Annotated in this window: 14 protein-coding genes and 1 pseudogene; 9 read left to right on the top strand and 6 right to left on the bottom strand. The window is 71.2% G+C overall.

Annotation, left to right across the window (positions count from 1 at the left end):
• The first annotated feature begins 246 nt into the window (after positions 1-246).
• Positions 247-2,514, top strand: a complete 2,268-nt coding sequence (locus AAT21_RS09250) for a M4 family metallopeptidase (protein ID WP_046776212.1) — start codon at positions 247-249, stop codon at positions 2,512-2,514.
• 167 nt (positions 2,515-2,681) lie between these two features.
• On the opposite strand, the pseudogene glgP reads toward AAT21_RS09250, so the two are convergent.
• Positions 2,682-5,114: pseudogene (glgP, locus tag AAT21_RS09245) on the bottom strand (alpha-glucan family phosphorylase); the annotation flags it as partial.
• Between the two features lies 1 nt (position 5,115).
• Positions 5,116-5,407 (bottom strand): DUF3417 domain-containing protein (locus AAT21_RS38720; protein ID WP_235438725.1); only part of this gene is annotated, 292 nt, incomplete at its 3' end.
• A gap of 667 nt (positions 5,408-6,074) precedes the next feature.
• Between AAT21_RS38720 and AAT21_RS09240 the strand changes: the two genes are divergently transcribed.
• The 5 genes from AAT21_RS09240 (at position 6,075) to AAT21_RS09220 (ending at position 14,680) form a co-directional block, all read left to right on the top strand.
• Entirely contained in the window at positions 6,075-8,069 is a 1,995-nt protein-coding gene (locus AAT21_RS09240; RefSeq protein ID WP_046776211.1) for an alpha-1,4-glucan--maltose-1-phosphate maltosyltransferase, read from the top strand.
• Positions 8,066-9,784, top strand: a complete 1,719-nt coding sequence (gene treS / locus AAT21_RS09235; RefSeq protein WP_046776210.1) for a maltose alpha-D-glucosyltransferase — start codon at positions 8,066-8,068, stop codon at positions 9,782-9,784. Before AAT21_RS09240 ends, treS begins: the two co-directional genes overlap by 4 nt.
• A gap of 178 nt (positions 9,785-9,962) precedes the next feature.
• Positions 9,963-11,399 carry a maltokinase N-terminal cap-like domain-containing protein gene (locus AAT21_RS09230; RefSeq protein WP_063838080.1) on the top strand — a complete coding sequence of 479 codons (1,437 nt, stop codon included), beginning with the start codon at positions 9,963-9,965 and terminating at the stop codon, positions 11,397-11,399.
• A complete protein-coding gene (gene glgB, locus AAT21_RS09225; protein WP_107081231.1) occupies positions 11,396-13,690 on the top strand; it encodes a 1,4-alpha-glucan branching enzyme in 2,295 nt (764 codons plus the stop codon). Before AAT21_RS09230 ends, glgB begins: the two co-directional genes overlap by 4 nt.
• Positions 13,691-14,050: 360 nt before the next feature.
• Positions 14,051-14,680, top strand: a complete 630-nt coding sequence (locus AAT21_RS09220; protein WP_046777188.1) for a helix-turn-helix domain-containing protein — start codon at positions 14,051-14,053, stop codon at positions 14,678-14,680.
• A 67-nt stretch (positions 14,681-14,747) separates the two neighbouring features.
• Here AAT21_RS09220 and AAT21_RS09215 read toward each other — a convergent pair whose 3' ends face one another.
• Together AAT21_RS09215 and AAT21_RS09210 are read right to left on the bottom strand one after the other, a co-directional pair.
• Positions 14,748-16,766 (bottom strand): hypothetical protein, encoded by a 2,019-nt coding sequence (locus tag AAT21_RS09215; RefSeq protein WP_046776209.1) that lies wholly within the window; start codon positions 16,764-16,766, stop codon positions 14,748-14,750.
• A 266-nt stretch (positions 16,767-17,032) separates the two neighbouring features.
• Complete coding sequence (locus AAT21_RS09210) at positions 17,033-18,058, bottom strand: ATP-dependent 6-phosphofructokinase (protein WP_046776208.1); 1,026 nt, start codon at positions 18,056-18,058, stop codon at positions 17,033-17,035.
• A gap of 278 nt (positions 18,059-18,336) precedes the next feature.
• On the opposite strand from AAT21_RS09210, the gene pta reads away from it, so the two are divergent.
• The 3 genes from pta (at position 18,337) to pyk (ending at position 23,212) form a co-directional block, all read left to right on the top strand.
• Positions 18,337-20,427, top strand: coding sequence for a phosphate acetyltransferase (gene pta / locus AAT21_RS09205; protein ID WP_046776207.1), 2,091 nt, complete (start codon positions 18,337-18,339; stop codon positions 20,425-20,427).
• 78 nt (positions 20,428-20,505) lie between these two features.
• Positions 20,506-21,720: an acetate kinase gene (locus AAT21_RS09200; RefSeq protein WP_046776206.1), complete on the top strand. Its 1,215-nt coding sequence runs from the start codon at positions 20,506-20,508 to the stop codon at positions 21,718-21,720.
• Between the two features lie 61 nt (positions 21,721-21,781).
• Positions 21,782-23,212, top strand: a complete 1,431-nt coding sequence (gene pyk, locus AAT21_RS09195; protein WP_046776205.1) for a pyruvate kinase — start codon at positions 21,782-21,784, stop codon at positions 23,210-23,212.
• Positions 23,213-23,322: 110 nt separating this feature from the next.
• Here the strand turns inward: pyk and AAT21_RS09190 are convergent, their stop codons facing one another.
• Positions 23,323-24,579: a hypothetical protein gene (locus AAT21_RS09190; RefSeq protein ID WP_046776204.1), complete on the bottom strand. Its 1,257-nt coding sequence runs from the start codon at positions 24,577-24,579 to the stop codon at positions 23,323-23,325.
• The gene (locus AAT21_RS09185; protein ID WP_046776203.1) at positions 24,569-25,141 is read right to left on the bottom strand and encodes a DUF6114 domain-containing protein; all 573 of its coding nucleotides are present in this window, start codon (positions 25,139-25,141) and stop codon (positions 24,569-24,571) included. The genes AAT21_RS09190 and AAT21_RS09185 overlap by 11 nt, the downstream gene beginning before the upstream one ends.
• Positions 25,142-25,148: the final 7 nt, after the last annotated feature.

Raw genomic sequence — 25,148 nt, 5'->3', positions numbered from 1 at the left:
TTGCGCAAGTGTTAGCAACCGGTAGCAGGCGTTCCGCATCCTGGAGACCCTGCGTGCACACGAAGGTGAATGGTCCGGATACCGGATATGCATCTTCGAACAACGAACCGTTTCCGGCCAACCTTTTGACGCGGCCCTGACATTCGGCGCGCCAAGTGGCAACCTTCGACCGTTCATCGCACCGCACCTGCTCTGCCCGGAGGCCCACCCAGCCATCCGGAACCCCCCTTGCAGAAGGAGTCTGCGTTGAGGTCCACCCCCCAGAGGCGTGCCACCGCGGCGGGCGCGCTCGTTGCCGCGGCAGCCCTGCTCGCCGTAGGTATACAGACCGGAACCGCCACCGCCGACGCCACCGCGTCACAGGCGCCCAAGGCCGCCCAGTCCAACCCGGGCGCGGCCAACCGCGTACTCAGCGCATCGGAGCGTGCGACGCTCCTCGCCGAGGCGAACTCGACCACCGCGCAGGCGGCCAAGGCGCTCGGCCTCGGCAGTGGCGAGAAGCTCGTCGTGCGTGACGTCGTCCAGGATGCGGACGGCACCACGCACACCACGTACGAGCGGACCTACGACGGTCTGCCCGTCCTCGGCGGCGACCTCACCGTTCACGCCAGGAACGGCGTCACCAAGAGCGTGACGAAGGCCACCCACCACGAGATCAAGGTCCCGACCACCGAGGCCTCGGTCACCCCGGCGGCCGCCGAGAGCCAGGCGGTCTCCGCCGCCAACGCCGAGGGCTCCAAGGAGGCCAAGGCCTCCAAGAACGCCCGCAAGGTGATCTGGGCGGCCGAGGGCGCTCCGCGGCTCGCGTTCGAGACGGTCGTCGGCGGACTCCAGCACGACGGCACGCCGAACGAGCTGCACGTGGTGACCGACGCCAGGACCGGCGCCAAGATCACCGAGTGGCAGGCCGTCGAGACCGGCACCGGCAACACGATGTACAGCGGCCAGGTGACCCTGGGCACCACGCAGTCGGGCAGCACCTGGAACCTGACCGACGCCGCGCGCGGCAGCCACAAGACGTACAACCTCAACCGCGGCACGTCGGGGACCGGCACGCTCTTCTCCGGCCCGGACGACATCTGGGGCAACAACCTGCCGTCCAACCTGGAGACGGCCGGCGCCGACGCGCACTACGGCGCCGCGGTCACGTGGGACTACTTCAAGAACGTGCACGGCCGCAACGGCCTGCGCAACGACGGCGTCGCCCCGTACAGCCGGGTCCACTACGGCAACAACTACGTGAACGCGTTCTGGCAGGACTCCTGCTTCTGCATGACCTACGGCGACGGTGACGGCAACGCAAAGCCGCTCACCTCCACCGACGTGGCCGCGCACGAGATGACCCACGGTCTGACCTCGGTCACCGGCAACATGACCTACAGCGGTGAGCCCGGCGGCCTGAACGAGGCCACCTCCGACATCATGGCGGCGGCGGTCGAGTTCTACGCCGACAACCCGCAGGACGTCGGCGACTACCTGGTCGGCGAGAAGATCGACATCCGCGGCAACGGCACCCCGCTGCGCTACATGGACAAGCCCAGCAAGGACGGCTCGTCCAAGGACGCCTGGTACTCGGGCATCGGCTCGATCGACGTCCACTACTCCTCGGGCCCGGCCAACCACTGGTACTACCTGGCCTCCGAGGGCTCCGGCGCCAAGGTCGTCAACGGCGTGAGCTACGACTCGCCGACCTCCGACGGACTCCCGGTCACCGCGATCGGCCGCGACGCCGCCTCGAAGATCTGGTTCCGCGCGCTGACCACCGGTCTGTTCAAGTCGAACACCAACTACGCGGCCGCCCGTACGGCGACCCTGCAGGCCGCGGCCGACCTGTACGGCGCCGGCTCGACCACCTACAACAACGCGGCGAACGCCTGGGCTGCCATCAACGTCGGCCCGCGCATCGTGAGCGGCGTCTCGGTCACCCCGATCCCCAACCAGAGCACCCAGATCAACACCGCGGTGAGCCTGCAGGTCCAGGCCACCAGCACCAACCCGGGTGCGCTGAGCTACGCGGCGACCGGCCTGCCGGCCGGCCTGTCGATCAACGCCTCCACCGGCCTCATCTCCGGTACGGCCACCACCGCGGGCACGTCCAACGTGACCGTCACCGTGACGGACTCGCAGAGCAAGACCGGCACGGCGTCCTTCACCTGGACCGTCGGCAGCGGCGAGCAGAACGTCTTCGAGAACACGGCCGACTACCAGATCAGGGACAACTCCACGGTCGAGTCCCCGATCAACGTGACCCGGTCGGGCAACGCCCCGAGCACGCTGAAGGTGGACGTGAACATCGTCCACACCTACGTCGGTGACCTGGTGGTCGACCTGGTCGCCCCCGACGGCAGCGTGTACAACCTGCGCAACCGCTCCGGCGGCAGCGCGGACAACATCGTCCAGACCTTCACCGTGAACGCCTCGTCCGAGGTCGCGAACGGCAGCTGGAAGCTCCGCGTCCGCGACGCCGCCAGCCTGGACACCGGCTACATCAACAGCTGGAAGCTCACCTTCTGACCCTCCGGGGCAGCATGAGCCACAGCTGAGCCGCCAGATGACACGGGGCCGCCCGGGAGAAGACCTCCCCGGGCGGCCCTGTCCCATGAGGGGCGGGCGGCGGACGGCCGCCGCCCGCCCGCTCTCCCCCGCTCACGCCCGCATCGGCGTCAGCGGCAGCGGCGGTGTCAGCGCAGCAGCACCCCGCCCCCGGTGTCCGTGCCCGCCGGGGCCGCGACCAGGCCCAGTTCGGCCGGGGTCGCCAGCAGCGGATGCGTCGGCAGGATGCGGACCGTGTAGCCGAAGGGCCCGGTGCGGTCGAGGGCGAGCGGGCCCTCGTACACCCAGCGGCCGTCCATGTCGGGGCCGGCGGCCGGCTTGAGCGGGAAGGTCCGCCCGTCCCGGATCACGTCCTGCGGGTCCACCCGGCCCGCGACCGCCTGGACCTCCACGTCCTCGGGCACCAGCGTGTCCAGCGAAACCTGCACCCGCAGCGTCAGGGTGGCCCCGAGCTCCGCCGTACCGTTCACCGGAGCCGCGGCCAGCGCCTCCACGTGCTCGACGCCCACCCGCGGCCACGACGCCCGGACCCGGCCCTTCCACCAGGCGAGGTCCCGCGCCGCGTCGGCGGTCAGGGAGCGGTGGGCGAGCGCGGCCGGCGCGTACAGCCGCTCCACGTACTCACGCACCATCCGCCCCGCGAGGACCTTCGGTCCCAGCGACACGAGCGTGCGCCGGACCATCTCGATCCACCGCACGGGAAGCCCGGCCCGCCCGGCCCGGTCGTAGAACCGCGGCGCGACCCGGCCCTCGATCAACTCGTAGAGGGCGCTCGCCTCCAGATGGTCCCGGCGGTCCTCGTCCGCGCCGAGCCCGTCGGCGGTCGGGATGGCCCAGCCGAAGTCCGGCTCGAACCACTCGTCCCACCACCCGTCCAGGACGGACAGGTTGAGACAGCCGTTCAGCGCGGCCTTCATCCCGCTGGTGCCGCACGCCTCCAGCGGGCGCAGCGGGTTGTTCAGCCAGACGTCGCAGCCCGGGTAGAGCTTCTGCGCCATGGCCATGCCGTAGTCGGGCAGGAAGACGATCCGGTGCCGCACCCGCGGGTCGTCCGCGAAGCGCACCAGCTCCTGCACGAGCCGCTTGCCGCCGTCGTCGGCCGGGTGCGCCTTGCCCGCCACGACGATCTGCACCGGCCGCTCCGGGTCCAGCAGCAGCCTGCGCAGCCGGTCCGGGTCGCGCAGCATCAGGGTCAGCCGCTTGTACGAGGGCACGCGCCGGGCGAAGCCGATGGTCAGCACGTCGGGGTCGAGTACGGAGTCCACCCAGCCCAGTTCGGCCGCGGCGGCCCCGCGCTGGAGCCACGAGGCCCGCAGCCGGTCCCGTACCTCCTGCACCAGCTGCTCGCGGAGCACCCGGCGCAGGTCCCACACGTCCTGGTCGGGGATGTCGGCGACCGCGTCCCAGCGCCGGGAGCCGCCGACCGACAGGGCGTCCTCGGTGCGGCCCGCACCGATCTGGCGGGCGCCGAGCCGGACGACCTCGGGGGCCACCCAGGTCGGGGCGTGGACCCCGTTGGTGACGGAGGTGATGGGCACGTCGGCCGGGTCGAAGCCGGGCCACAGGCCGGCGAACATCTCCCGGCTGACCGCGCCGTGCAGGGTGGACACGCCGTTGGCCCGCTGGGCCAGCCGCAGCCCCATCACCGCCATGTTGAACACGCCGGGGTCGCCCCCGGGGAAGGACTCGGCACCCAGTTCCAGGATCCGTTCGACCGGTACGCCGGCCAGTTCCCCGCCGTCGCCGAAGTGCCGGGCGACCAGGCTCCGCTCGAAACGGTCGATCCCGGCCGGGACGGGGGTGTGCGTGGTGAACACGGTTCCCGCGCGGACCGCCTCGACGGCGGCGTCGAAGCCGAGGCCCTGCTCGCGTTCCAGTTCCCTTATGCGTTCGAGTCCGAGGAACCCGGCGTGGCCCTCGTTGGTGTGGAAGACCTCGGGCGCGGGGTGGCCGCTGATCCCGCAGTACGTGCGCACCGCGCGCACGCCGCCGATGCCCAGCAGCATCTCCTGGAGCAGCCGGTGGTCGCTGCCGCCGCCGTAGAGCCGGTCGGTCACCTCACGGGCCGCGGCGTCGTTGTCCTCGACGTCGGAGTCGAGGAGCAGCAGCGGTACGCGTCCGACGCGTGCCTGCCAGATGTGGGCGTGCAGGGCGCGGCCGCCGGGCAGGGTCAGCGAGACGCGGGCGGGGGTGCCGTCGTCCTGGCGGAGCAGGCCGAGCGGGAGTTCGTTGGGGTCGAGGACGGGATAGTGCTCCTGCTGCCAGCCGTCGCGGGAGAGCGACTGGCGGAAGTAGCCGTGCCGGTAGAGGAGTCCCACGCCGATGAGCGGGACTCCGAGGTCGCTGGCGGCCTTCAGATGGTCCCCGGCGAGGATGCCGAGGCCGCCGGAGTACTGGGGCAGGGCGGCGGTGATCCCGAACTCGGGGGAGAAATAGGCGATGGCGGCAGGCAGTTCCGCGCCGTTCTCGCGGCTCTGGTACCACCTCCCGCCGTTGACGTAGTCATCGAGGTCGGCGGCGGCGACGGCGAGGCGCCGCAGGAAGCGGCGGGCGGGCGCCCCNTCTGGTCCCCCCTCCCGCCGTTGACGTAGTCATCGAGGTCGGCGGCGGCGACGGCGAGGCGCCGCAGGAAGCGGCGGTCGGCCGCCAGTTCCTCGAGCCTGGCGGCGGAGACGGTGCCGAGCAGCCGGACAGGATCGCCGCCGGCGGCCTGCCAGCCCTCGGGGTCGACGGATTGGAAGAGTTCGCGGGTCTCGGTATGCCACGACCAGCGCAGATTGCGCGCGAGGCCGGTGAGCGGCAGCAGGGACTCCGGGAGGACGGGGCGCACGGTGAATCGACGGATAGCCTTCACACGTTCCACCTTCGCAGGGGATTGCGGATCGGAGCGGCCGCACCACGCTGTGCAGCCGCGCATCACCCCGGGAAGGCTAGCGACGCCCCCGCGTTCCGGCCATGGCGCCCCTGACGGACACCGCGACGGCGGGTGGCCGGCGAGTGGTGGGGCGCGGCCGGCCTCGCCCGGACCGTCGAGGGACCATCTTCGGCCAGATCTCCCAAGCCCCCCTCCATCAACGGTCACTCCCGTCCCGCGACGATGCGGCACGTCGTTGACCGTACCCCCGCGCGGGTGGTTCCCCCGGGGCTCCGGGGGCCGGTGTGGCGGGTGTTCCGGGCCCCTACCGCACCTGGTCCCGGCCGACTTGACGGAGCCTCGCCGGATGTCGAGCGGGGCCTTGGTATTGCCCGTGCGACTACGTACGAGTAGTTAACCAAGTGCGCGGATTGGGCTGAGGGAGAGTGGGAAGGGCTCCCCGGGTACACGTGGTACACGCACGGCGCACCCGCCCACAAACCCTCTCCCCGCCACCCGAGTGAACGCGGACAGGAGCGGCCATGCCCGCAGCCCAGCCGTCTCTTGAGCGGCTAGAAACAGAGCGAACAGAGCGTGCACTGCCAGTCGTGATACCGGCTGGCCTGTTGTCACCGAGCCCTGCGAACTGCCCCCAGGTGATCCCATCATGATCGGTCGCATTCCCGTGCTGGACGTCCGCCCCGCCGTCGACTGCGGCGCCAGACCTGCCAAGGCGGTGGTGGACGAGGTCTTCGAGATCTCCGCCACCGTGTTCCGCGAGGGGCACGACGCCGTCGCCGCCCACCTCGTCCTGCGTGATCCGAAGGGGCGGCTGCGGCCCCCCGTGCCGCTGAGCGAACTCGCTCCCGGCACCGACCGGTGGGGTGCCCGGGTCTCCGCCGAGGTCGAGGGGAGGTGGACGTACACCGTCGAGGCGTGGAGCGACCCGGTGGGCACCTGGCGGGCCCATGCCGCGATCAAGATCCCCGCCGGGATCGACACCGGGCTCGTGCTGCTGGAGGGCGCGGAGCTCTACGAGCGGGCCGCGGCCCGGATCCCCAAGCGCGACGGCCGTGAGGCCGTCCTGGCCGCCGCCGGGATCATGCGGGACGAGGACCGCCCGGCCGCCGAGCGGTACGAGGCCGCGCTGGCCCCCGCCGTGAGCGCCGCGCTCGCCAGGCGCCCCTACCGGGAGCTGGTCACCGCCTCCAAGCCGCTGCCGCTGCTGGTCGAGCGCAAGCGGGCCCTCTTCGGCTCCTGGTACGAGATGTTCCCGCGCTCCGAGGGGGCGGTGCTGGAACCGGGCGAGGCCCCGGTCAGCGGCACCTTCCGGACCGCTGCGGAGCGGCTGCCCGCGATCGCCGCGATGGGCTTCGACGTGGTCTACCTGCCACCCATCCACCCCATCGGCAGCACCTACCGCAAGGGCCCCAACAACACTTTGTCCGCCGGGAGTTGGGACCCCGGTGTGCCGTGGGCCATCGGGTCCACCGAGGGCGGCCACGATGCGGTCCACCCGGAACTCGGCACCATCGAGGACTTCGACGCCTTCGTCGCGCGCGCCCGCGAGCTGCACCTGGAGATCGCCCTGGACTTCGCCCTCCAGTGCTCCCCCGACCACCCCTGGGTGGAGAAGCACCCGGAGTGGTTCCGCCACCGCGCCGACGGCACGATCGCGTACGCCGAGAACCCCCCGAAGAAGTACCAGGACATCTATCCGGTCCACTTCGACACCGACATGGCCGGCATCGTCGAGGAGACCTGCCGGATCCTGCGGCACTGGATGGACCACGGGGTGCGGATCTTCCGGGTCGACAACCCGCACACCAAGCCTGTCGTCTTCTGGCAGAAGGTGATCGCGGACATCAACAAGTCCGATCCGGACGTGATCTTCCTGGCGGAGGCCTTCACCCGGCCCGCGATGATGCGCGCGCTCGCCGCCGTCGGCTTCCAGCAGTCGTACACGTACTTCACCTGGCGCAACACCAAGGCCGAGCTCACCGAGTACGTGACCGAGCTCTCCGCCACCGCGTCCGCCTCGGTGATGCGGCCGAATTTCTTCGTCAACACGCCCGACATCCTGCACGAGTACCTCCAGAAGGGCGGCCGCCCCGCCTTCGAGGTGCGCGCGGTCCTCGCCGCGACCCTGTCCCCCACCTGGGGGATCTACGCCGGCTACGAGCTCTGCGAGAACACCCCGGTGCGCGAGGGCAGCGAGGAGTACCTGAACTCCGAGAAGTACGAGTTCCGGCCGCGCGACTGGGCCGCCGCCGACCGCGAGGGCCGCACGATCGCCCCGCTGATCACCACTCTGAACCGGCTGCGGCGACGCAACCCGGCGCTCCAGCAGCTGCGCGACATCCACTTCCACTCGACCGACAACGAACAGGTGATCGCCTATTCGAAGCACGCGGGCGCCAATTCCGTACTGGTGGTCGTCAACCTCGATCCGCACCACACCCAGGAGGCGACGGTCTCGTTGGACATGCCGGTACTCGGCCTCGACTGGCACGGGTCCCTCGCGGTGCGCGACGAGCTCACCGGCGAGACCTATCACTGGGGCAGGGCGAACTACGTGCGCCTAGAGCCGGGCCGCACGCCCGCGCACGTTCTGGCCGCTCTGCGACCGTCCCCGCCCACCGGAGGGTCACCCACCACATGATGATCAACGATCCCGTCCACGACACCTTCGAGGACACCCCCGCCAAGGACCGCGATCCCGACTGGTTCAAGCGGGCCGTCTTCTACGAGGTCCTCGTCCGCTCCTTCCACGACAGCAACGGCGACGGCGTCGGGGACCTCAAGGGCCTCACCGCCAAACTGGACTACCTCCAGTGGCTCGGCGTCGACTGTCTCTGGCTGCCGCCGTTCTTCGCCTCGCCCCTGCGCGACGGGGGCTACGACGTCTCCGACTACACCTCCGTGCTCCCCGAGTTCGGCGACCTCGCCGACTTCGTGGAGTTCGTGGACGCCGCGCACACCCGCGGCATGCGGGTGATCATCGACTTCGTCATGAACCACACCAGCGACCAGCACGAGTGGTTCCAGCAGTCGCGCAAGGACCCGGACGGCCCCTACGGCGACTACTACATGTGGGCCGACAACGACAAGCAGTACCAGGACGCCCGGATCATCTTCGTCGACACCGAGACCTCGAACTGGACGTACGACCCGGTCCGCAAGCAGTACTACTGGCACCGCTTCTTCTCCCACCAGCCGGACCTCAACTTCGAGAACCCAGCCGTCCAGGAGGAGATCATCTCCGCCCTCCGCTTCTGGCTGGACCTCGGCATCGACGGCTTCCGCCTCGACGCCGTGCCCTACCTGTACGCCGAGGAGGGCACCAACTGCGAGAACCTGCCGCGCACCCACCAGCTGCTGAAGAGAGTCCGGGCCGAGATCGACGCCCACTACCCGGACACGGTGCTGCTGGCCGAGGCAAACCAGTGGCCCGAGGACGTCGTCGACTACTTCGGGGACTTCGCCAAGGGCGGGGACGAGTGCCACATGGCGTTCCACTTCCCCGTGATGCCGCGCATCTTCATGGCGGTGCGAAGAGAGTCGCGCTACCCGGTCTCCGAGATCCTGGCCAAGACCCCGGCCATCCCGAAGAACTGCCAGTGGGGCATCTTCCTGCGCAACCACGACGAGCTCACCCTCGAAATGGTCACGGACGAAGAGCGCGACTACATGTACGCCGAGTACGCCAAGGACCCGCGCATGCGGGCCAACATCGGCATCCGGCGCCGGCTCGCCCCGCTCCTGGACAACGACCGCAAGCAGATGGAGCTGTTCACGGCCCTGCTGCTGTCGCTGCCCGGTTCGCCGGTGCTCTACTACGGCGACGAGATCGGCATGGGCGACAACATCTGGCTGGGCGACCGCGACGGCGTCCGCACCCCGATGCAGTGGACCCCGGACCGCAACGCCGGTTTCTCCTCGTGCGATCCGGGCAGGCTGAACCTGCCGGTCATCATGGACCCCGTCTACGGGTACCGGGTCACCAACGTCGAGGCCGCGATGTCCTCGCCCTCCTCGCTGCTGCACTGGACCCGCCGGCTGATCGAGGTCCGCAAGGCGAACCCCGCCTTCGGTCTCGGCTCGTACACCGAACTGCAGTCGTCCAACCCGGCGGTGCTCGCGTTCCTGCGCGAGTACGGGGACGACCTGGTGCTGTGCGTGCACAACTTCTCGCGCTTCGCACAGCCCACCGAGCTGGACCTGCAGTCGTTCGACGGGCGGGTCCCGGTGGAGCTCACGGGCGATGTGCGCTTCCCGCCCATCGGCCAGTGGCCGTACCTGCTGACCCTGGCGGGACACGGCTTCTACTGGTTCCGGCTGCGTGCCGAACAGCGCGGTGACCGCCGCGCCGACTAGCCGGCACGGCCACAGGCGGACCACGCCTGGGCCAGGGGGCGGGCAGCTCGAACGGGTCAGTCGCCCGCCCCTGTACGGATCATCCTGACCCGACACTCGCACATGCCGGAGAAGCAACTGCCGCGCATCCGGGACACTCTGCGCATTCTGTGACGGCCCGGGGAAAGGACGCGACGCCATGTCGGAGGCTGCATCCGCCCGGAGCCGGCTCACTGCCGACCGAGCCGCCGGGATCGCCCCACTGGAACCGATGCTGCGGGCCTGGCTGCCCGCACAGCGCTGGTTCGCGGGCAAGGGCCGGGCCATCAGCAGACTCACGACCGTCTCGGCGGCCGACCTGCTGCCCCCCGGCTCCACCCCCGGACTGCTGCACGTGCTCCTGGACGTGGACGGGGACTGCTACCAGCTGCTGCTGGGCCTCCGCCCGTCCCTGCCGCCCGCCCTCGCACCCGCCCTGATCGGCCAGGCCGAGGACGGGCCGTACGCGGGCCGGGCGGTCTACGAGGCGCTGGGCGACCCCCGGCTCGCGGCGATGCTGCTGGAACGGCTGCGCTCCCCCGGCGTGCTCGGTCCGCTGCGCTTCGACCGGGACCCCGCCACCCCGGTCCCGGCCGGGCTCACGCCCCGGCCGCTGTCCGGGGAGCAGACGAACTCCTCCCTGATCTACGGAGATTCGTTCATCCTGAAGGTATTCCGCCGGGTCGGCCCCGGGGTCAACCCGGACCTGGAGCTGCCCAGGGCGCTGGCCGCCGCCGGCTGCACACGGGTACCGGCGCCCGTCGCCTGGTACGAGGCCGAGCCGCCCGGCGGCGAACCGCTGACCCTGGGCGTGCTCCAGCCGTACCTGCGCGGCTCCGACGACGGCTGGCAGCTCGCGCTGCGCCGGCTCGCTGCCGGGGAGGACTTCACCGCCGAGGCGCACGCGCTCGGCCGGGCCACCGCCGAGGTGCACAGCGCGCTCGCCGCGGCCCTGCCCACCGTCGCCCTCGGCCCGGAGCAGACCGCCCGGCTGGCCGCGGGGATGACCGCGCGGCTGGCCGCCACCGCCCGGGAGGTACCGGCGCTGCGGCCCTACGAGGCCGGACTGCGTGGGGCCTTCGACGCCCTGGCCGCGTCCCGGGGGACGGGGGTGGCGGCGCAGCGGATCCACGGTGACCTCCATCTGGGGCAGACCCTGCGCACCCTCGACGGCAGCTGGTCGTTGATCGACTTCGAGGGCGAGCCGGCCCGGCCCCTGGCCGACCGGCGCCGCCCCGAACCGGCGGTGCGCGACATCGCCGGGATACTGCGTTCCTTCGACTACGCCGCCCGCTCGCACCGGCCGTTCGCCCCGGCCTGGGCGGACGACTGCCGGGCCGCCTTCTGCGAGGGCTACGCCCGCACCACCGGCCGGGACCCGCGCGAGGACCCCGTGCTGCTGCGGGCGTACGAGACCGACAAGGCGGTGTACGAGGCCCGGTACGAGTCCCGGCACCGCCCCGACTGGCTGCACGTCCCGATGGCCGCGATCCGGCGGCTCTCGGAGCCCGCACGGCCCGCCCACCGCGTGCCGCCGACCCCGCCCGCCCTCTCCCCCCACCCGCACCCGAAGCCCCCGAGGAGGCCGCTCGCGTGAGCGCCGCACGACAGCCGTCACCGACCGTCCGCGACGAAGCCGAACCCGCCCCCGCCCCGGCGGCGGCCAAGAAGCCCCGCACTCCCCGGGCCCGCCGCGCCGCGCCTCCGCGCGGGGTCCGGCCGGCGCCGGCGCTCGGCGCCGAGGAACGGGCCCGGCTGCTGGAGGGCCGCCACCACGACCCGCACGCGGTCCTGGGCGCGCGCACGCAGCGCGGCGGGGTGGCGTTCCGGATGCTGCGCCCGTACGCCAGGGCGGTCACGGTCGTCGCCAAGGGGCTGCGGGCCGAGCTCCACGACGACGGCGACGGGCTGTTCTCCGGCCTGCTGCCGCTGACCGCGGTCCCCGACTACCGGCTGCTGGTGGCGTACGACAACGACGAGATCGAGGTCCACGACCCCTACCGGTTCCTGCCCGCCCTCGGTGAGCTGGACCTGCACCTGATCGGCGAAGGCCGCCACGAGCAGCTGTGGACGGCGCTGGGCGCGCAGCCGATGGAGCACCAGGGGGTGGCCGGGACCCGGTTCACGGTGTGGGCGCCGAACGCGCAGGGGGTCCGGGTCACCGGGGACTTCTCGTACTGGGACTGCGTCGCCCATCCGATGCGCTCGCTCGGCGCGAGCGGCGTCTGGGAGCTCTTCCTGCCCGGGGTGGGCGCCGGGGCGCTCTACAAGTACGACATCACGCGCCCGGACGGCAGCCACACGCTGCGGGCCGACCCGATGGCCCGCTCCGCCGAGGTCCCCCCGGCGAACGCCTCGGTGGTCACTGCCTCGGAGTACGAGTGGCAGGACGCGGACTGGATGGCGCGGCGCGGCGCACGCGCCCCGCACCAGGCGCCCTTCTCGGTGTACGAGGTGCACCTGGCGTCCTGGCGGCCCGGCCTGTCCTACCGGCAGCTGGCCGAGCAGCTCCCCGCATACGTCAAGGAGCTGGGCTTCACGCACGTGGAGATGATGCCGGTCGCCGAGCACCCCTTCGGCGGCTCGTGGGGGTACCAGGTCACCGGCTTCTACGCGCCGACCTCGCGGATGGGCACCCCGGACGACTTCCGCTTCCTGGTCGACTCGCTGCACCGGGCCGGGATCGGCGTGATCGTCGACTGGGTGCCGGCGCACTTCCCGCGGGACGACTGGGCGCTCGCGGAGTTCGACGGGCGGCCGCTGTACGAGCACCAGGACCCGCGGCGGGCGGCGCACCCGGACTGGGGGACGCTGGAGTTCGACTACGGGCGCAAGGAGGTCCGCAACTTCCTCGTCGCCAACGCCGTGTACTGGTGCGAGGAGTTCCACGTGGACGGGCTGCGCGTGGACGCGGTGGCCTCGATGCTCTACCTGGACTACTCGCGCAGCGAGGGCGAGTGGACGCCGAACGAGCACGGCGGCCGGGAGAACCTGGACGCGGTGGCGTTCCTGCAGGAGATGAACGCCACCGTGTACCGGCGCTGCCCGGGCGTGGTGACCATCGCGGAGGAGTCCACCGCCTGGAACGGCGTGACCCGGCCGACGGACGGCGGCGGGCTGGGCTTCGGCCTGAAGTGGAACATGGGCTGGATGCACGACACCCTGCGCTACATGTCGAAGGAGTCGGTGCACCGCAAGTACCACCACCACGACATGACCTTCGGGATGATCTACGCCTTCAGCGAGAACTACGTGCTGCCGATCTCGCACGACGAGGTGGTGCACGGCAAGCGCTCGCTGGTGTCGAAGATGCCCGGGGGCGACTGGTGGCAGCAGCGGGCCGCGCACCGGGCGTACCTGGGCTTCATGTGGGCCCACCCGGGCAAGCAACTGCTCTTCATGGGACAGGAGTTCGCCCAGGGCTCGGAGTGGTCGGAGAGCCACGGGCCGGACTGGTGGCTGCTGGACTCCTCCTACGCGGCGGCCGGCGACCACCGGGGCGTGCGCGAGCTGGTGCGGGACCTGAACCGCGCGTACACCGTGACACCGGCGCTGTGGGAGCGTGACACCGTGCCGGAGGGCTTCGCCTGGGTGGAGGCCGACGCGGCGGAGGACAACGTCTTCGCCTTCCTGCGGTACGCCCAGGACGGTTCGCAGCTGCTGGCGGTGTCCAACTTCTCGCCGGTGGTCCGGCACGGCTACCGGCTCGGGGTGCCGGAGGAGGTCCCGCTGTGGCGTGAGGTCCTCAACACCGACCTGGAGGCGTACGGCGGCAGCGGGGTGCACCATGCCCGGCCGCTGCGGTCCGAGCCGGTGCCGGCCCAGGGCCGCCCGGCGAGCCTGCGGCTGACGCTGCCGCCGCTGGCGACGATCTGGCTCAGGCCTTAGGGCCGCGTGGGGGGGTGGCGGGGGCGGGGCCCTCGCCACCCCCGTACGCGAGGGCCCCACAGGAACCACGTACGGGAAGGGGTTCCGGTTCACATTCGGTGGAGGCCGTGTGAGGGGTATTGCGCCGCGTGGAGTTGGCTGGAACCTTATGCATTACTGGATCTTCAAGTGCACCGATTACCGGACGGTCGCCGGAAAACCCGCCAAAAGACCCCTACTTCATAGGACGTTCCTACGAGGTATGGGCTTGTTTGTTTGGTCTGTAGGCGGCGCAGCCCGGCCACTTCTACGGTGTGCGGTGTGCACTCCAGCCCACCATTCAATGCCCCCGCCGCGCGGCGCCTGCGCGCGGCCCTGGGCATGGCTCCCGGACATGTCGCCTACGGCCTTCGTGCCCAGTACGGACTCGTCGTCGCGCCCGAGACGGTGATGGCCTGGGAGCGTGGCGAGATATCGCCGTCATCCGCCGAGCTCACGGCGCTCGCGGGCGTCCTGTGGTGTTCGCCGGGTGAACTGCTCGCCGAACCGGTCACGTTGCGGGAGCACCGGATGGCCCGGGGGCTGGCCGCGGACGAACTGGCCCGGCGGATCGGCCTGGAGACGAGCTCGTACCAGAGGATGGAGGACACCGGGCGCTGGAAGGGCAACGAGCGGCAGTCCGCCGCCCTGGCCACGGTGCTCGGCCTGACCCTGGCCCAGTTCGTGACGGCGACCGGGAAGCACGAGGAACTGGCCGAGCTGCTGCGCAGCGCGGTCACCACGCGCTGGCAGGCGTACGTGAAGCCGCTCGGCAAGCTGCTGCCGATCCCCAAGCAGCACCTGGAGCGGGTGCTGGAGCAGTTGCACGGGGAGTACCAGTCGCGGATGGTGGCGACGCTCAGCTGGGGCGGCGGCCAGGGCGACGCCGGCAGCGGGGACGCGGGCCGGGAGTTCCTCACCGGGATCGTCGGCCGCTTCTGGCAGCTGGCGGGCGGCGCGGGCGCCCCCTAGTGCTGTGACCGGAAAGGTTTGCCGGGTCACGGCACCAGCTTCCCGTCCGCACCGCCCGAATCGCCGGTCAGCGCAGCGGGGCGTGGACCACGGAGGCCTCGGTGCCGGCGGCCGCCAGGTCCTGCCGGATCCGGTCGGCGGTCCTGAGATCGCCCACCAGGACGGTCGGCCGGGACGGGCAGGAGGCGATCGCGGTCTTCAGACGGCCCAGCGAGACCTGGTACTCCTTCTCCTCGACCGCGGCGGGCCCGCCGACCTTGACGTGGAAGACCTCGTACAGCCCGACCATGGTGCCCCCCTGCTTGGTGAGGATCTGGGCGAGGAACGTCGACTGCAGGTTGACGAAGGAGTCGTTGCTGTAGAGGGCGATCACCGGCGAGGCGGCACCCTGCAGGTCGCGCCCGGTGAGGGTGCGGGCGGGTGCGGCGATGTCCTTGTTCCTGGCCTCGCCCCGGGTCCACTTGAGCATGGGGCTGTCGTACCAGGCGGAAGGGTGACCCCAGCCGGAGGGCACGCCCCACTGGACGCCGCCGAACAGGGCCAGTGCCGCCGCCGCGGCAAGGCCGGAGCGCAGCACCAGGTCCGCACGGCGGCGCAGTGCGGGGCCCGCCGTCCCGCCGGCGGGCGGCAGCATCAGCCCGATGAGGCCGAGCGAGAGCAGGGCGATCACCAGCCCGGCGGCGGTCAGCTTCTCGAAGTAGTACGAGTAGTAGCCGATGGTGTGCTTCTGCCAGGCGCCGAAGGCGCCGATCATCGCGGCCGCGCCGAGGACGAGGGCCAGCACCATCTGCCCGGTGCCCGTCCGGCGGTTCACCGGGAGGGTGGCGGCGACCAGGGCCAGCAGTCCGAGCCCGATGAACACCGGGCGGTCGGGGATGACCATCGGGCCGGCCAGGTTCGAGGTCTTGGCGACGTCCAGTTTCGTGAGGACGGAGAAGACGCTGGGCAGCCCCGCCACGAGGGTGACCCCGGCGAGGGCCGCCAGGACCGGGATCCAGCGGCCGGTGAACCGGCGCCGGTGGATCAGCAGCACGGCGGCCAGGGCGATGCCGACGAGCGCGCCGTAGAGGTTGTAGACGAAGGTGACGGCGATCAGCCCGGCCGCCGCGGTGAGGACGAACTCGGTCCGGCCCACCGCGGGCCGCACCAGCAGGGCCAGGGCGACCGCCAGGAACAGCAGGCCGATGGTCTCGGAGTCGAAGCCCCGCTCGATCAGCTGGGCCATCGATCCGGACATCATCACCGCGGCGACGGTGGCGCAGACCGCGGCCGCGCGCCAGCCGCGCAGGCGCGGACCGCCGATCCAGCGGGCGGCCCAGACCAGCGCTCCGCAGAAGAGTGCGTAGCAGGCCAGGACATAGATGAAGTAACGATTCGTCATGGCGAGGGCGGAGCCCGCCTGGACCGAGGACGTCACCAGGGCGTCGATCCAGGCCAGCAGGAAGTGGGAGCCCTGCGGGTAGACCGCCTCGGACGGCGTCATCATGTACGCCCGGGCGGCGTCCTGGTGCAGGAAGGCGTAGCCGCCGACCTCCCGGATCCCGGTGAAGTACGAGAAGTGGCCCATCCGGTCCTCGGATGTGACGAAGTAGGCCAGCCGTTCGGCGGCCGGCCTGCCGGCCACCGGGTGGTGGACGTAGTGCCAGACCACGGCGACCGTGCCGGCGATCAGCGCGTCCGAGCCGCGCAGCCGCAGCGGGATGCGGGGTCTGCGACGGGCGAGCCAGCCGGAGACGGAGGCGATCGTCAGCATCAGACCGGCCCCGGGCACGGGGGCCAGGCCCCACGGCCAGACGGAGAACAGCAGGCCGAGGCCCATCACGGCGCCGCAGAGCAGGAAGGCCGCGACCACCAGGCGGTCGAGCAGTCCGCCGCCCACCCGGATCAGCGCGGCGATCGTCAGGACCAGGACGGGGAGGAGCAGCACGTCGAGGGCGACCGTGTGGAGCAGCAGCGGCACCGCCCAGGAGGCGGCGAGGGCCGCGGCGAGAACGGTGGGGCTGCGCCGTGCGGAGGGGCCGGTGATCCCGGGTTCCGGTCTGTGTACGACCGGTTCGCGTGTCAGGACGGCAGAGCTGGTCGCCACGGGAGTGAGGCACCTTTCATCGAGTGCGTGAGAGCGGATGAGGGGACGCGAACATGCTGCCCCGATCCGCCCGAATACGACTCGGCCGACCCAATCCCCCCAAGGGAATCATAACCAGCGGGGGCCACGCCCGACGTGGCCGGAGGGCGCGTAGGAGCGGAGCCCCGGCCTCCGGACCGACCGGCGGAAAGGGGGGCCGAAGGACCCGGCCGGGCAGGGGCGGAGGGCCTGGTGCGACGGCTGTCGCGCGGGGCCGGGCCGGCCGGTCAGAAGACCGACTCGGCCTCGTACATGCGGTTGTCGGGGACGGTCTTCAGCTCGGTGACCGCGTGGGCGAGCGGGGCCATCACGATGTCGGTGCCGCGTAGGGCGGTCATGTTGCCGAAGTCGCCCCGGTGGACGGCCTCCACCGCGTGCCAGCCGAAGCGGGTCGCGAGGACGCGGTCGTAGGCGGTGGGGGTGCCGCCGCGCTGGACGTGGCCGAGGATGACCGGCCGGGCCTCCTTGCCCAGGCGGTGCTCCAGTTCGATGGCGAGGCGGTTGCCGATGCCGGCGAAGCGCTCGTGGCCGTAGGCGTCGATCGCGCCCTTCTCGTAGGGCATGGAGCCCTCGGCCGGGTGCGCGCCCTCGGCGACGCAGATGACGGCGAACTTCTTGCCGCGGGAGAAGCGTTCCTCGACCATCTTGACCAGGGCGTCCACCTCGAAGTGGCGCTCCGGAAGGCAGATCCCGTGGGCTCCGCCGGCCATGCCGGACTCCAGGGCGATCCAGCCCGCGTGGCGGCCCATCACCTCGACGACCATCACGCGCTGGTGCGACTCGGCGGTGGTCTTGAGGCGGTCGATGGCCTCGGTGGCGACCATGACGGCGGTGTCGAAGCCGAAGGTACGGTCGGTGGAGGAGATGTCGTTGTCGATGGTCTTCGGTACGCCGACGACCGGCATCCCGGCGTCGGACAGCATGCGCGAGGCGGTCAGGGTGCCTTCGCCGCCGATCGGGATGAGGGCGTCGATGCCGTAGCGGGTGGCCAGCTCCTGCGCGTTCTCGGCAGCCTCGTGGAGGCGGGCCCGTTCCATGCGGGCCGAGCCGAGGATCGTGCCGCCGCGGGCCAGGATGCCGCTGACGGCGTTGATGTCGAGGGGGCGGAAGTGACCGTCGAGGAGACCCTTGAAGCCGTCCTCGAAACCGATGACCTCGTCCCCGTGGCCGACCACGGCCCGGTGTACGACCGAGCGGATGACAGCGTTGAGGCCCGGACAGTCGCCGCCCGCGGTGAGAACTCCGATACGCATCGTGCTGTGTCTCCTGCTCCTGGTCGTACCTGGCCGTGCCCGAGGACACCTGCGGCCCGCCGGCCGCACCTACGAAGGGCGTATTTGGTGCCGCCTGTCCGATTGTTCCATGGTCCCGGAGTGGGGCGCGCTGCGCATCACCCGTCCCGGAGGCCCTCAGGACCCCCCGGACCAGGCCTTTGTTCCGGCGGGCGCCCTATCCATTGGCGGAGGTATTGTCAAGAGGGCAAGTCATCCCAACCGGGTCGACCGACCACACGACGAGACGGAGAGCACGCGTGACGCGCAGCGTGTACGTGACCGGCATCGAGCGGGGGGACGGCCGGCAGGTCGTCGAACTCGGGATCATGGAGCTCCTGACCCGGCAGACGGGACGGGTCGGCGTCTACCGCCCGTTGCTCCACGACGCACCCGACCGCCTCTTCGATCTGCTCAAGGCCCGCTACCGGATCGACCAGGACGCCTCGACGGCCTACGGGATGGAGTACCGGGAGGCTTCGGCGATCCTGGCCGAGCAGGGCACCGACGAGCTGGTCTCACAGCTGGTCGACCGCTACCACCGGCTGGCCCGCGACTACGAGGTCGTACTCGTCCTCGGCACCGACTATGCGGAGACCAACCTCCCCGACGAGCTGGCGCTCAACGCCCGCCTGGCCAACGAGCTGGGCGCGGTCGTCGTGCCCGTCGTGGGCGGCACCAAGCACCCCGCCGAGTCCGTCCGCGCCGAGGCCCGCAACGCCTACCGCGCGTACGAGAGCCTGGGCTGCCACGTGGTCGCGATGGTCGTCAACCGGGTGGCCGCGGAGGACCGCGACCTCATAGCCGAGCGGCTCGCCGCCCGCCTCCCCGTGCCCTGCTACGTACTGCCCGACGACAAGTCGCTGTCCGCTCCGACCGTCGCCCAGATCACCCGGGCGCTCGGCGGCGAGGTGCTCCTCGGCGACGAGGCGGGCCTGGCCCGCGACGCCCTGGACTTCGTCTTCGGCGGCGCCATGCTGCCGAACTTCCTGAACGCCCTGACCCCGGGCTGCCTGGTCGTGACCCCCGGCGACCGTTCCGACCTCGTCATCGGCGCACTGGCCGCGCACACCTCGGGCACCCCGCCGATCGCCGGTGTGCTGCTCACCCTGAACGAGCGGCCGGGCCAGGACATCCTGACGCTGGCCTCGAAGCTGGCGCCGGGCACGCCCGTGGTGTCGGTGGCCGGCAACAGCTTCCCGACCGCCGCCGAACTCTTCTCGCTGCAGAGCCGGTTGAACTCCGCGACCCCGCGCAAGCTGGAGACCGCGCTCGGCCTCTTCGAGCGGCACGTGGACACCGCCGAACTGCGCGGGCTGCTGTCGGTGGCCCGCTCGGAGCGCGTCACCCCGATGATGTTCGAGCACGAGCTGCTGGAGCGGGCCCGCTCCGACCGCCGCCGCGTCGTACTGCCCGAGGGCGCCGAGGAGCGCGTGCTGCGCGCCGCGGACGTGGTGCTGCGCCGGGGCATCTGCGATCTGACCCTGCTGGGCGACGAGCAGACGATCCTGAAGAAGGCCGGCGACCTCGGCATCGACATCTCGGGCGCGCAGATCATCGACCCGGCGACCTCACCGCTGCGGGACGGCTTCTCCGAGTACTACGCGGAGGTCCGCGCGCACAAGGGCATGACCGTCGAGCTGGCCCACGACGTGGTCACCGACGTCAATTACTTCGGCACCCTGATGGTCCAGCGAGGCCTGGCCGACGGCATGGTCTCCGGCTCGGTGCACTCCACCGCGGCCACCATCCGCCCGGCCTTCGAGATCATCAAGACGAAGCCCGACGCCTCGATCGTCTCGTCCGTCTTCTTCATGTGCCTGGCCGACCGGGTCCTCGTGTACGGCGACTGCGCGGTCAACCCGGACCCGGACGCCGAGCAACTCGCGGACATCGCCGTCCAGTCGGCGGCGACCGCGGCCGCCTTCGGGGTGGAACCGCGGATCGCGATGCTCTCGTACTCCACGGGCACCTCGGGCAGCGGCGCCGACGTCGACAAGGTGCGCAAGGCCACCGAGACCGTCCGTGAGCAGCGCCCCGACCTGGCCGTCGAGGGCCCGATCCAGTACGACGCGGCCGTGGAGCCCTCGGTCGCCGCGACCAAGCTGCCCGGGTCCGAGGTGGCCGGCCGCGCGACGGTGCTGATCTTCCCCGACCTCAACACCGGCAACAACACGTACAAGGCCGTGCAGCGTTCGGCGGGCGCGGTCGCGGTCGGTCCGGTGCTCCAGGGTCTGCGCAAGCCGGTCAACGACCTCTCGCGCGGCGCGCTCGTCCAGGACATCGTCACCACGGTGGCCATCACGGCGATCCAGGCGCAGGGCGCTCCGGGCCCCGCCACCGGCGCCTGACCACCTCCGTCCTCCCTGCTTCCCGCCCTCCGCCCTCCGCCCTCCGCCCTCCGCCCGCGACAAGGAAAGACCCGCACCGTGACCGCATCGCGCGTACTCGTCCTCAACTCCGGCTCCTCGTCCGTCAAGTACCAGCTCCTCGACATGGCCGACCGCTCGCGGCTGGCCACCGGCCTGGTCGAGCGCATCGGCGAGGAGACCTCCCGGCTGGTGCACGAGCCGCTCACCGGGCCCGCCGCGGCCCGCGGCAAGCGCGAGCAGGTCGGCCCGATCGCGGACCACGAGGCCGCGCTGAAGGCCGTGGCGGCCGAGCTCGCCGCCGACGGGACGGGCCTGGACTCCCCCGAGCTGGCCGCGGTGGGGCACCGGGTGGTGCACGGCGGGACGAGGTTCACCCGGCCGACGGTGATCGACGACGAGGTGCTGGCGGAGATCCGGAATCTGATCCCCCTGGCGCCGCTGCACAACCCGGCGAACGTCACGGGCATCGAGGTGGCGCGCTCGCTGCGCGCGGACATCCCCCAGGTCGCCGTCTTCGACACCGCCTTCCACTCGACGATGCCGGAGCACGTGGCGCGGTACGCGATCGACGCCGGGACCGCCGAGGCCTACTCCATCCGGCGGTACGGCTTCCACGGCACCTCCCACGCCTACGTGTCGCGGGCGACGGCCGCGCTGCTCGGCAGGCCGGTGGAGGACGTGAACGTGATCGTGCTGCACCTGGGCAACGGCGCGTCCGCCTCGGCCGTGCGGGGCGGGGTCTGCGTGGAGACGTCGATGGGCATGACCCCGCTGGAGGGTCTGGTCATGGGCACCCGCTCGGGCGATCTGGACCCGGCGGTCGTCTTCCACCTGGCGCGGGTGGGCGGCCTCTCGGTGGACGAGATCGATTCGCTCCTGAACAAGAAGAGCGGTCTGCTGGGCATGTGCGGGGACAACGACATGCGCGAGGTGCTGCGGCGGGCGGGCGAGGGCGACGAGTCGGCGCGTCTGGCCTTCGAGGCGTACGTCCACCGGCTGAAGAAGTACATCGGGGCCTACGCGGCGGTGCTCGGGCGGGTGGACGCGGTGGCGTTCACGGCCGGGGTCGGCGAGAACGCCCACCAGGTCCGGGAGGCCGCGCTGGACGGCCTGGCCGAACTGGGCCTGGCGCTGGATCTCGAAGCCAACGCGGCGCGTTCCCCGCAGCCGCGCCTGATTTCGGCGGATCATGCCCGTGTGGCCGTGGCGGTCGTCCCGACGGACGAGGAACTGGAGATCGCCACCCAGACGTATGCGCTGGTTACTCGATAGTCACTTGGACTTTCCACCAGCCGGAATATTCCGCTGCGAAACAAACCGATAGGATCCAGTCATGCGCCGTTCCAAAATCGTCTGCACGCTGGGCCCCGCCGTCGACTCGTATGAGCAGCTGAAAGCGCTCATCGAGGCAGGTATGAACGTGGCCCGATTCAACTTCAGCCACGGGTCCCAGGCAGAACACCAGGAGCGGTACGACCGCGTCCGGCAGGTCTCCGAGGACACCGGGCGCGCCGTCGGCGTCCTCGCCGACCTCCAGGGCCCCAAGATCCGGCTGGAGACCTTCGCCGAGGGCCCGGTCGAGCTGGTGCGCGGTGACGAGTTCACCATCACCACCGAGGACGTCCCGGGTGACAAGTCCATCTGCGGCACCACCTACAAGGGCCTCCCGGGTGACGTCGCCAAGGGCGACCAGGTCCTGATCAACGACGGCAACGTCGAGCTCCGGGTGACGGAGGTCGACGGCCCGCGGGTGCGGACCATCGTCATCGAGGGCGGTGTCATCTCGGACCACAAGGGCATCAACCTGCCGGGTGCCGCGGTGAACGTCCCGGCCCTGTCGGAGAAGGACGTCGACGACCTCCGCTTCGCCCTGCGGATGGGCTGCGACATGGTCGCCCTGTCCTTCGTCCGTGACGCCAACGACGTCAAGGACGTCCACCGGGTCATGGACGAGGAGGGCCGCCGGGTCCCCGTCATCGCCAAGGTGGAGAAGCCGCAGGCCGTCGAGAACATGGAGGCCGTGGTCGCCGCCTTCGACGCGGTCATGGTGGCCCGTGGCGACCTGGCCGTCGAGTACCCGCTCGAGAAGGTCCCGATGGTCCAGAAGCGGCTCATCGAGATGTGCCGCCGCAACGCCAAGCCGGTGATCGTCGCGACCCAGATGATGGAGTCGATGATCACCAACTCCCGCCCGACGCGCGCGGAGGCGTCCGACGTCGCCAACGCGATCCTCGACGGCGCGGACGCGGTCATGCTGTCGGCCGAGTCCTCGGTCGGCGCCTACCCGATCGAGACCGTCAAGACGATGTCGAAGATCGTCGCGGCGGCCGAGGAGGAGCTCCTCTCCAAGGGCCTCCAGCCGCTGGTCCCGGGCAAGAAGCCGCGCACCCAGGGCGGCTCCGTGGCCCGTGCGGCGTGCGAGATCGCCGACTTCCTCGACGGCCAGGCGCTCATCGCCTTCACCCAGTCCGGGGACACCGCCCGCCGCCTGTCGCGCTATCGTGCCACGCAGCAGATCCTGGCCTTCACCACGGACGTCAACACCCGCAACCAGCTCACGCTGAGCTGGGGCGTCGAGTCGTACATCGTCCCGCACGTGGACACCACCGACGCGATGGTCGACCTGGTGGACGGCGAGCTGCTGAAGCTGGGCCGCTACAACGAGGGCGACACCATGATCATCACCGCCGGCTCGCCCCCCGGCGTCCCGGGCACCACCAACATGGTCCGGGTACACCACCTGGGCGGCGTCGACCGCGCCTGACGCCGTCGCACCGCGAAACTCTGCCGCACAGAGACCGAGGGCGGCACCCCGCAGTGATGCGGGGTGCCGCCCTCGGTGTGTGTACCGCGTGTGCGTACCGCGTGCGCCTGCTACTCCGGCGGGCCCATGTAGTTCTTCAGGCCCGGGACCGTCAGGGTGCCGCCGAACTGCGCCGCCTGGACGACCTTGACGTCCGTGAAGAACGCGAACGGGACGTTCAGGGGCGGCGGGCTGTTCGGGGTGAACTCGATCGGGATCAGACCGAACAGGTTCCCCTTGAGGCTCTCGGTGTACATCGTCACCGTGCCTCCGCGGATCTTGGAGGTGGAGCCCGGACGGGACTTCAGGTGGGCGACGTTCCCGCCCTTGCCGACCGTCTGGTAGAGGTCCTTGATGTCCAGCGAGTCCGCCGTGAACTTCAGGACCTTCTTGATCTTGCCGCTGCCGGTCTTCACCTCGACGATGCCGTGGTAGTCCAGGCCGTAGAGGGTCAGCAGCGAACTGTCGAGGTACCAGGGCTCGTCCGGCAGGAGCGGGATGCCCTGCTCCAGGTCGGCGTTGGCCAGGGCCTCGGCGTCGTAGGTCGGGCAGGGGAAGGGTTCCTTCCCGTCCGGGTCCTTCTTCGCCTCGTCCTTGTCCTTGTCGTCCTTGTCCTCGTCGCCCTTGTCCTTGTCCTTGGGCGTCTCGTCCTTGGGCTTGTCGACGGTGTCCTTGACCTCGTCGGGCAGCTCCTCGACCGTGGCACCCGCCTTCTCGGCGGCGTCCCGGATCGCGTCCGCGGCCGGGTCCGGAGCCGGGGCCGGCTTCTCGGTGGTGGACGGTGTGGGCGTCGGGGTCGCCTTGGGGTCCTCCAGCGGCCGGCCGAGTCCGTCGACGAGGTCCTTCAGCTTGTCGCCGACGCCCAGCGGGTCCAGGGGGTTCGTGGACTTGGTCGGCTCCGGCGCCGGTGTGGTGGCCGGGGCCGGGGCGTTCGCCGACGGGGACGTGCTCGGTGACGCAGAGGCGCTCGCCTTCGGCTTGGCAGCCGTCGACGGTGCGGGTGACGCACTGGGCGAGGCGCTCGGCGAGGCCGTCTTCGACGGCGTGGGGGACGGGGACTTCGACTCGGTCTCCGCCGGCTCGTCGGACCGCGTCACGCACGGCCCGGGGGCGAAGGGGATCTCCTTGTCGTCGGCCACGGCGAGCTTGGGCGCCATGCCCATCCCGACGAGGACGGCCGTCGGCATCGCCGCCAGCGCCATCGTCTTGCCGACAGGTATCTGGATCTTGTTCAGCAGCGACTTCCTGGGCGCCGCGTGGCGCGGGCCCTTTCTCTCACGGGACTCTGCGCCCGGGGCCACGGCCCGCTGCGTCTCGTCACCCCGCACTGTTCCTCCCGCCATCGGCGTGGGCAGTCGTCTCGGTCGCGTGTGCCGTCTCCGTCTCGCGGGGCGCCGGGATGCCCTGGACGCCCATCACCGCCTCCGCCTTGGCCGGACCGGCGGCGGCCTGCGGCTGACCCGCCGGCTCCTCGTCCGCCGGCTGACCGGGCGCCCACGACAGCGCGAGGGCGCCGCCGATGAGGGAGAGGATGAAGCCCATCCCGAATCCGCCCAGGTTGGACACCGGCAGGGACACCAGGGCCAACAGGATCGAGGCGACTCCGGCGAAGACGCGGATGGTCTGCTGGAACCAGAGGGCGAGGCCCAGCGTGATCAGCAGTACACCGATGATCAGTGCGCCGGCGCCGCCCGTGGTGGCCATCGCCAGACTGACATTGCCCAACCGGAGGTCCGCATAAGGGAAGTACGCGATCGGGAAGCCGCCGAGGAGCGTGAACAGCCCGGCCCAGAAGGGACGGCGACCGCTCCAGGCATGGAAGTGGTAGTACACCACGGTGAGCCAGGCGTCGTCTTCTGCGCGAACGTAAACCGGGGCCTGGGGGTTCATGGACAAC

The sequence above is a fragment of the Streptomyces yangpuensis genome, assembly GCF_001005295.1.
Lineage (GTDB): Bacteria > Actinomycetota > Actinomycetes > Streptomycetales > Streptomycetaceae > Streptomyces > Streptomyces yangpuensis.
The sequence above is the reverse complement of the archived record's forward strand: the minus strand, read 5'-3'. Positions and strand labels throughout refer to the sequence as shown.

Coding starts and splice junctions, on each gene's coding strand:
- AAT21_RS09240 (WP_046776211.1), top strand. CDS start 6,075: ATGATCGGTCGCATTCCCGTGCTGGACGTCCGCCCCGCCGTCGACTGC.
- treS (WP_046776210.1), top strand. CDS start 8,066: ATGATGATCAACGATCCCGTCCACGACACCTTCGAGGACACCCCCGCC.
- AAT21_RS09230 (WP_063838080.1), top strand. CDS start 9,963: ATGTCGGAGGCTGCATCCGCCCGGAGCCGGCTCACTGCCGACCGAGCC.
- AAT21_RS09220 (WP_046777188.1), top strand. CDS start 14,051: ATGGCTCCCGGACATGTCGCCTACGGCCTTCGTGCCCAGTACGGACTC.
- AAT21_RS09210 (WP_046776208.1), bottom strand. CDS start 18,058: ATGCGTATCGGAGTTCTCACCGCGGGCGGCGACTGTCCGGGCCTCAAC.
- pyk (WP_046776205.1), top strand. CDS start 21,782: ATGCGCCGTTCCAAAATCGTCTGCACGCTGGGCCCCGCCGTCGACTCG.
- AAT21_RS09185 (WP_046776203.1), bottom strand. CDS start 25,141: ATGAACCCCCAGGCCCCGGTTTACGTTCGCGCAGAAGACGACGCCTGG.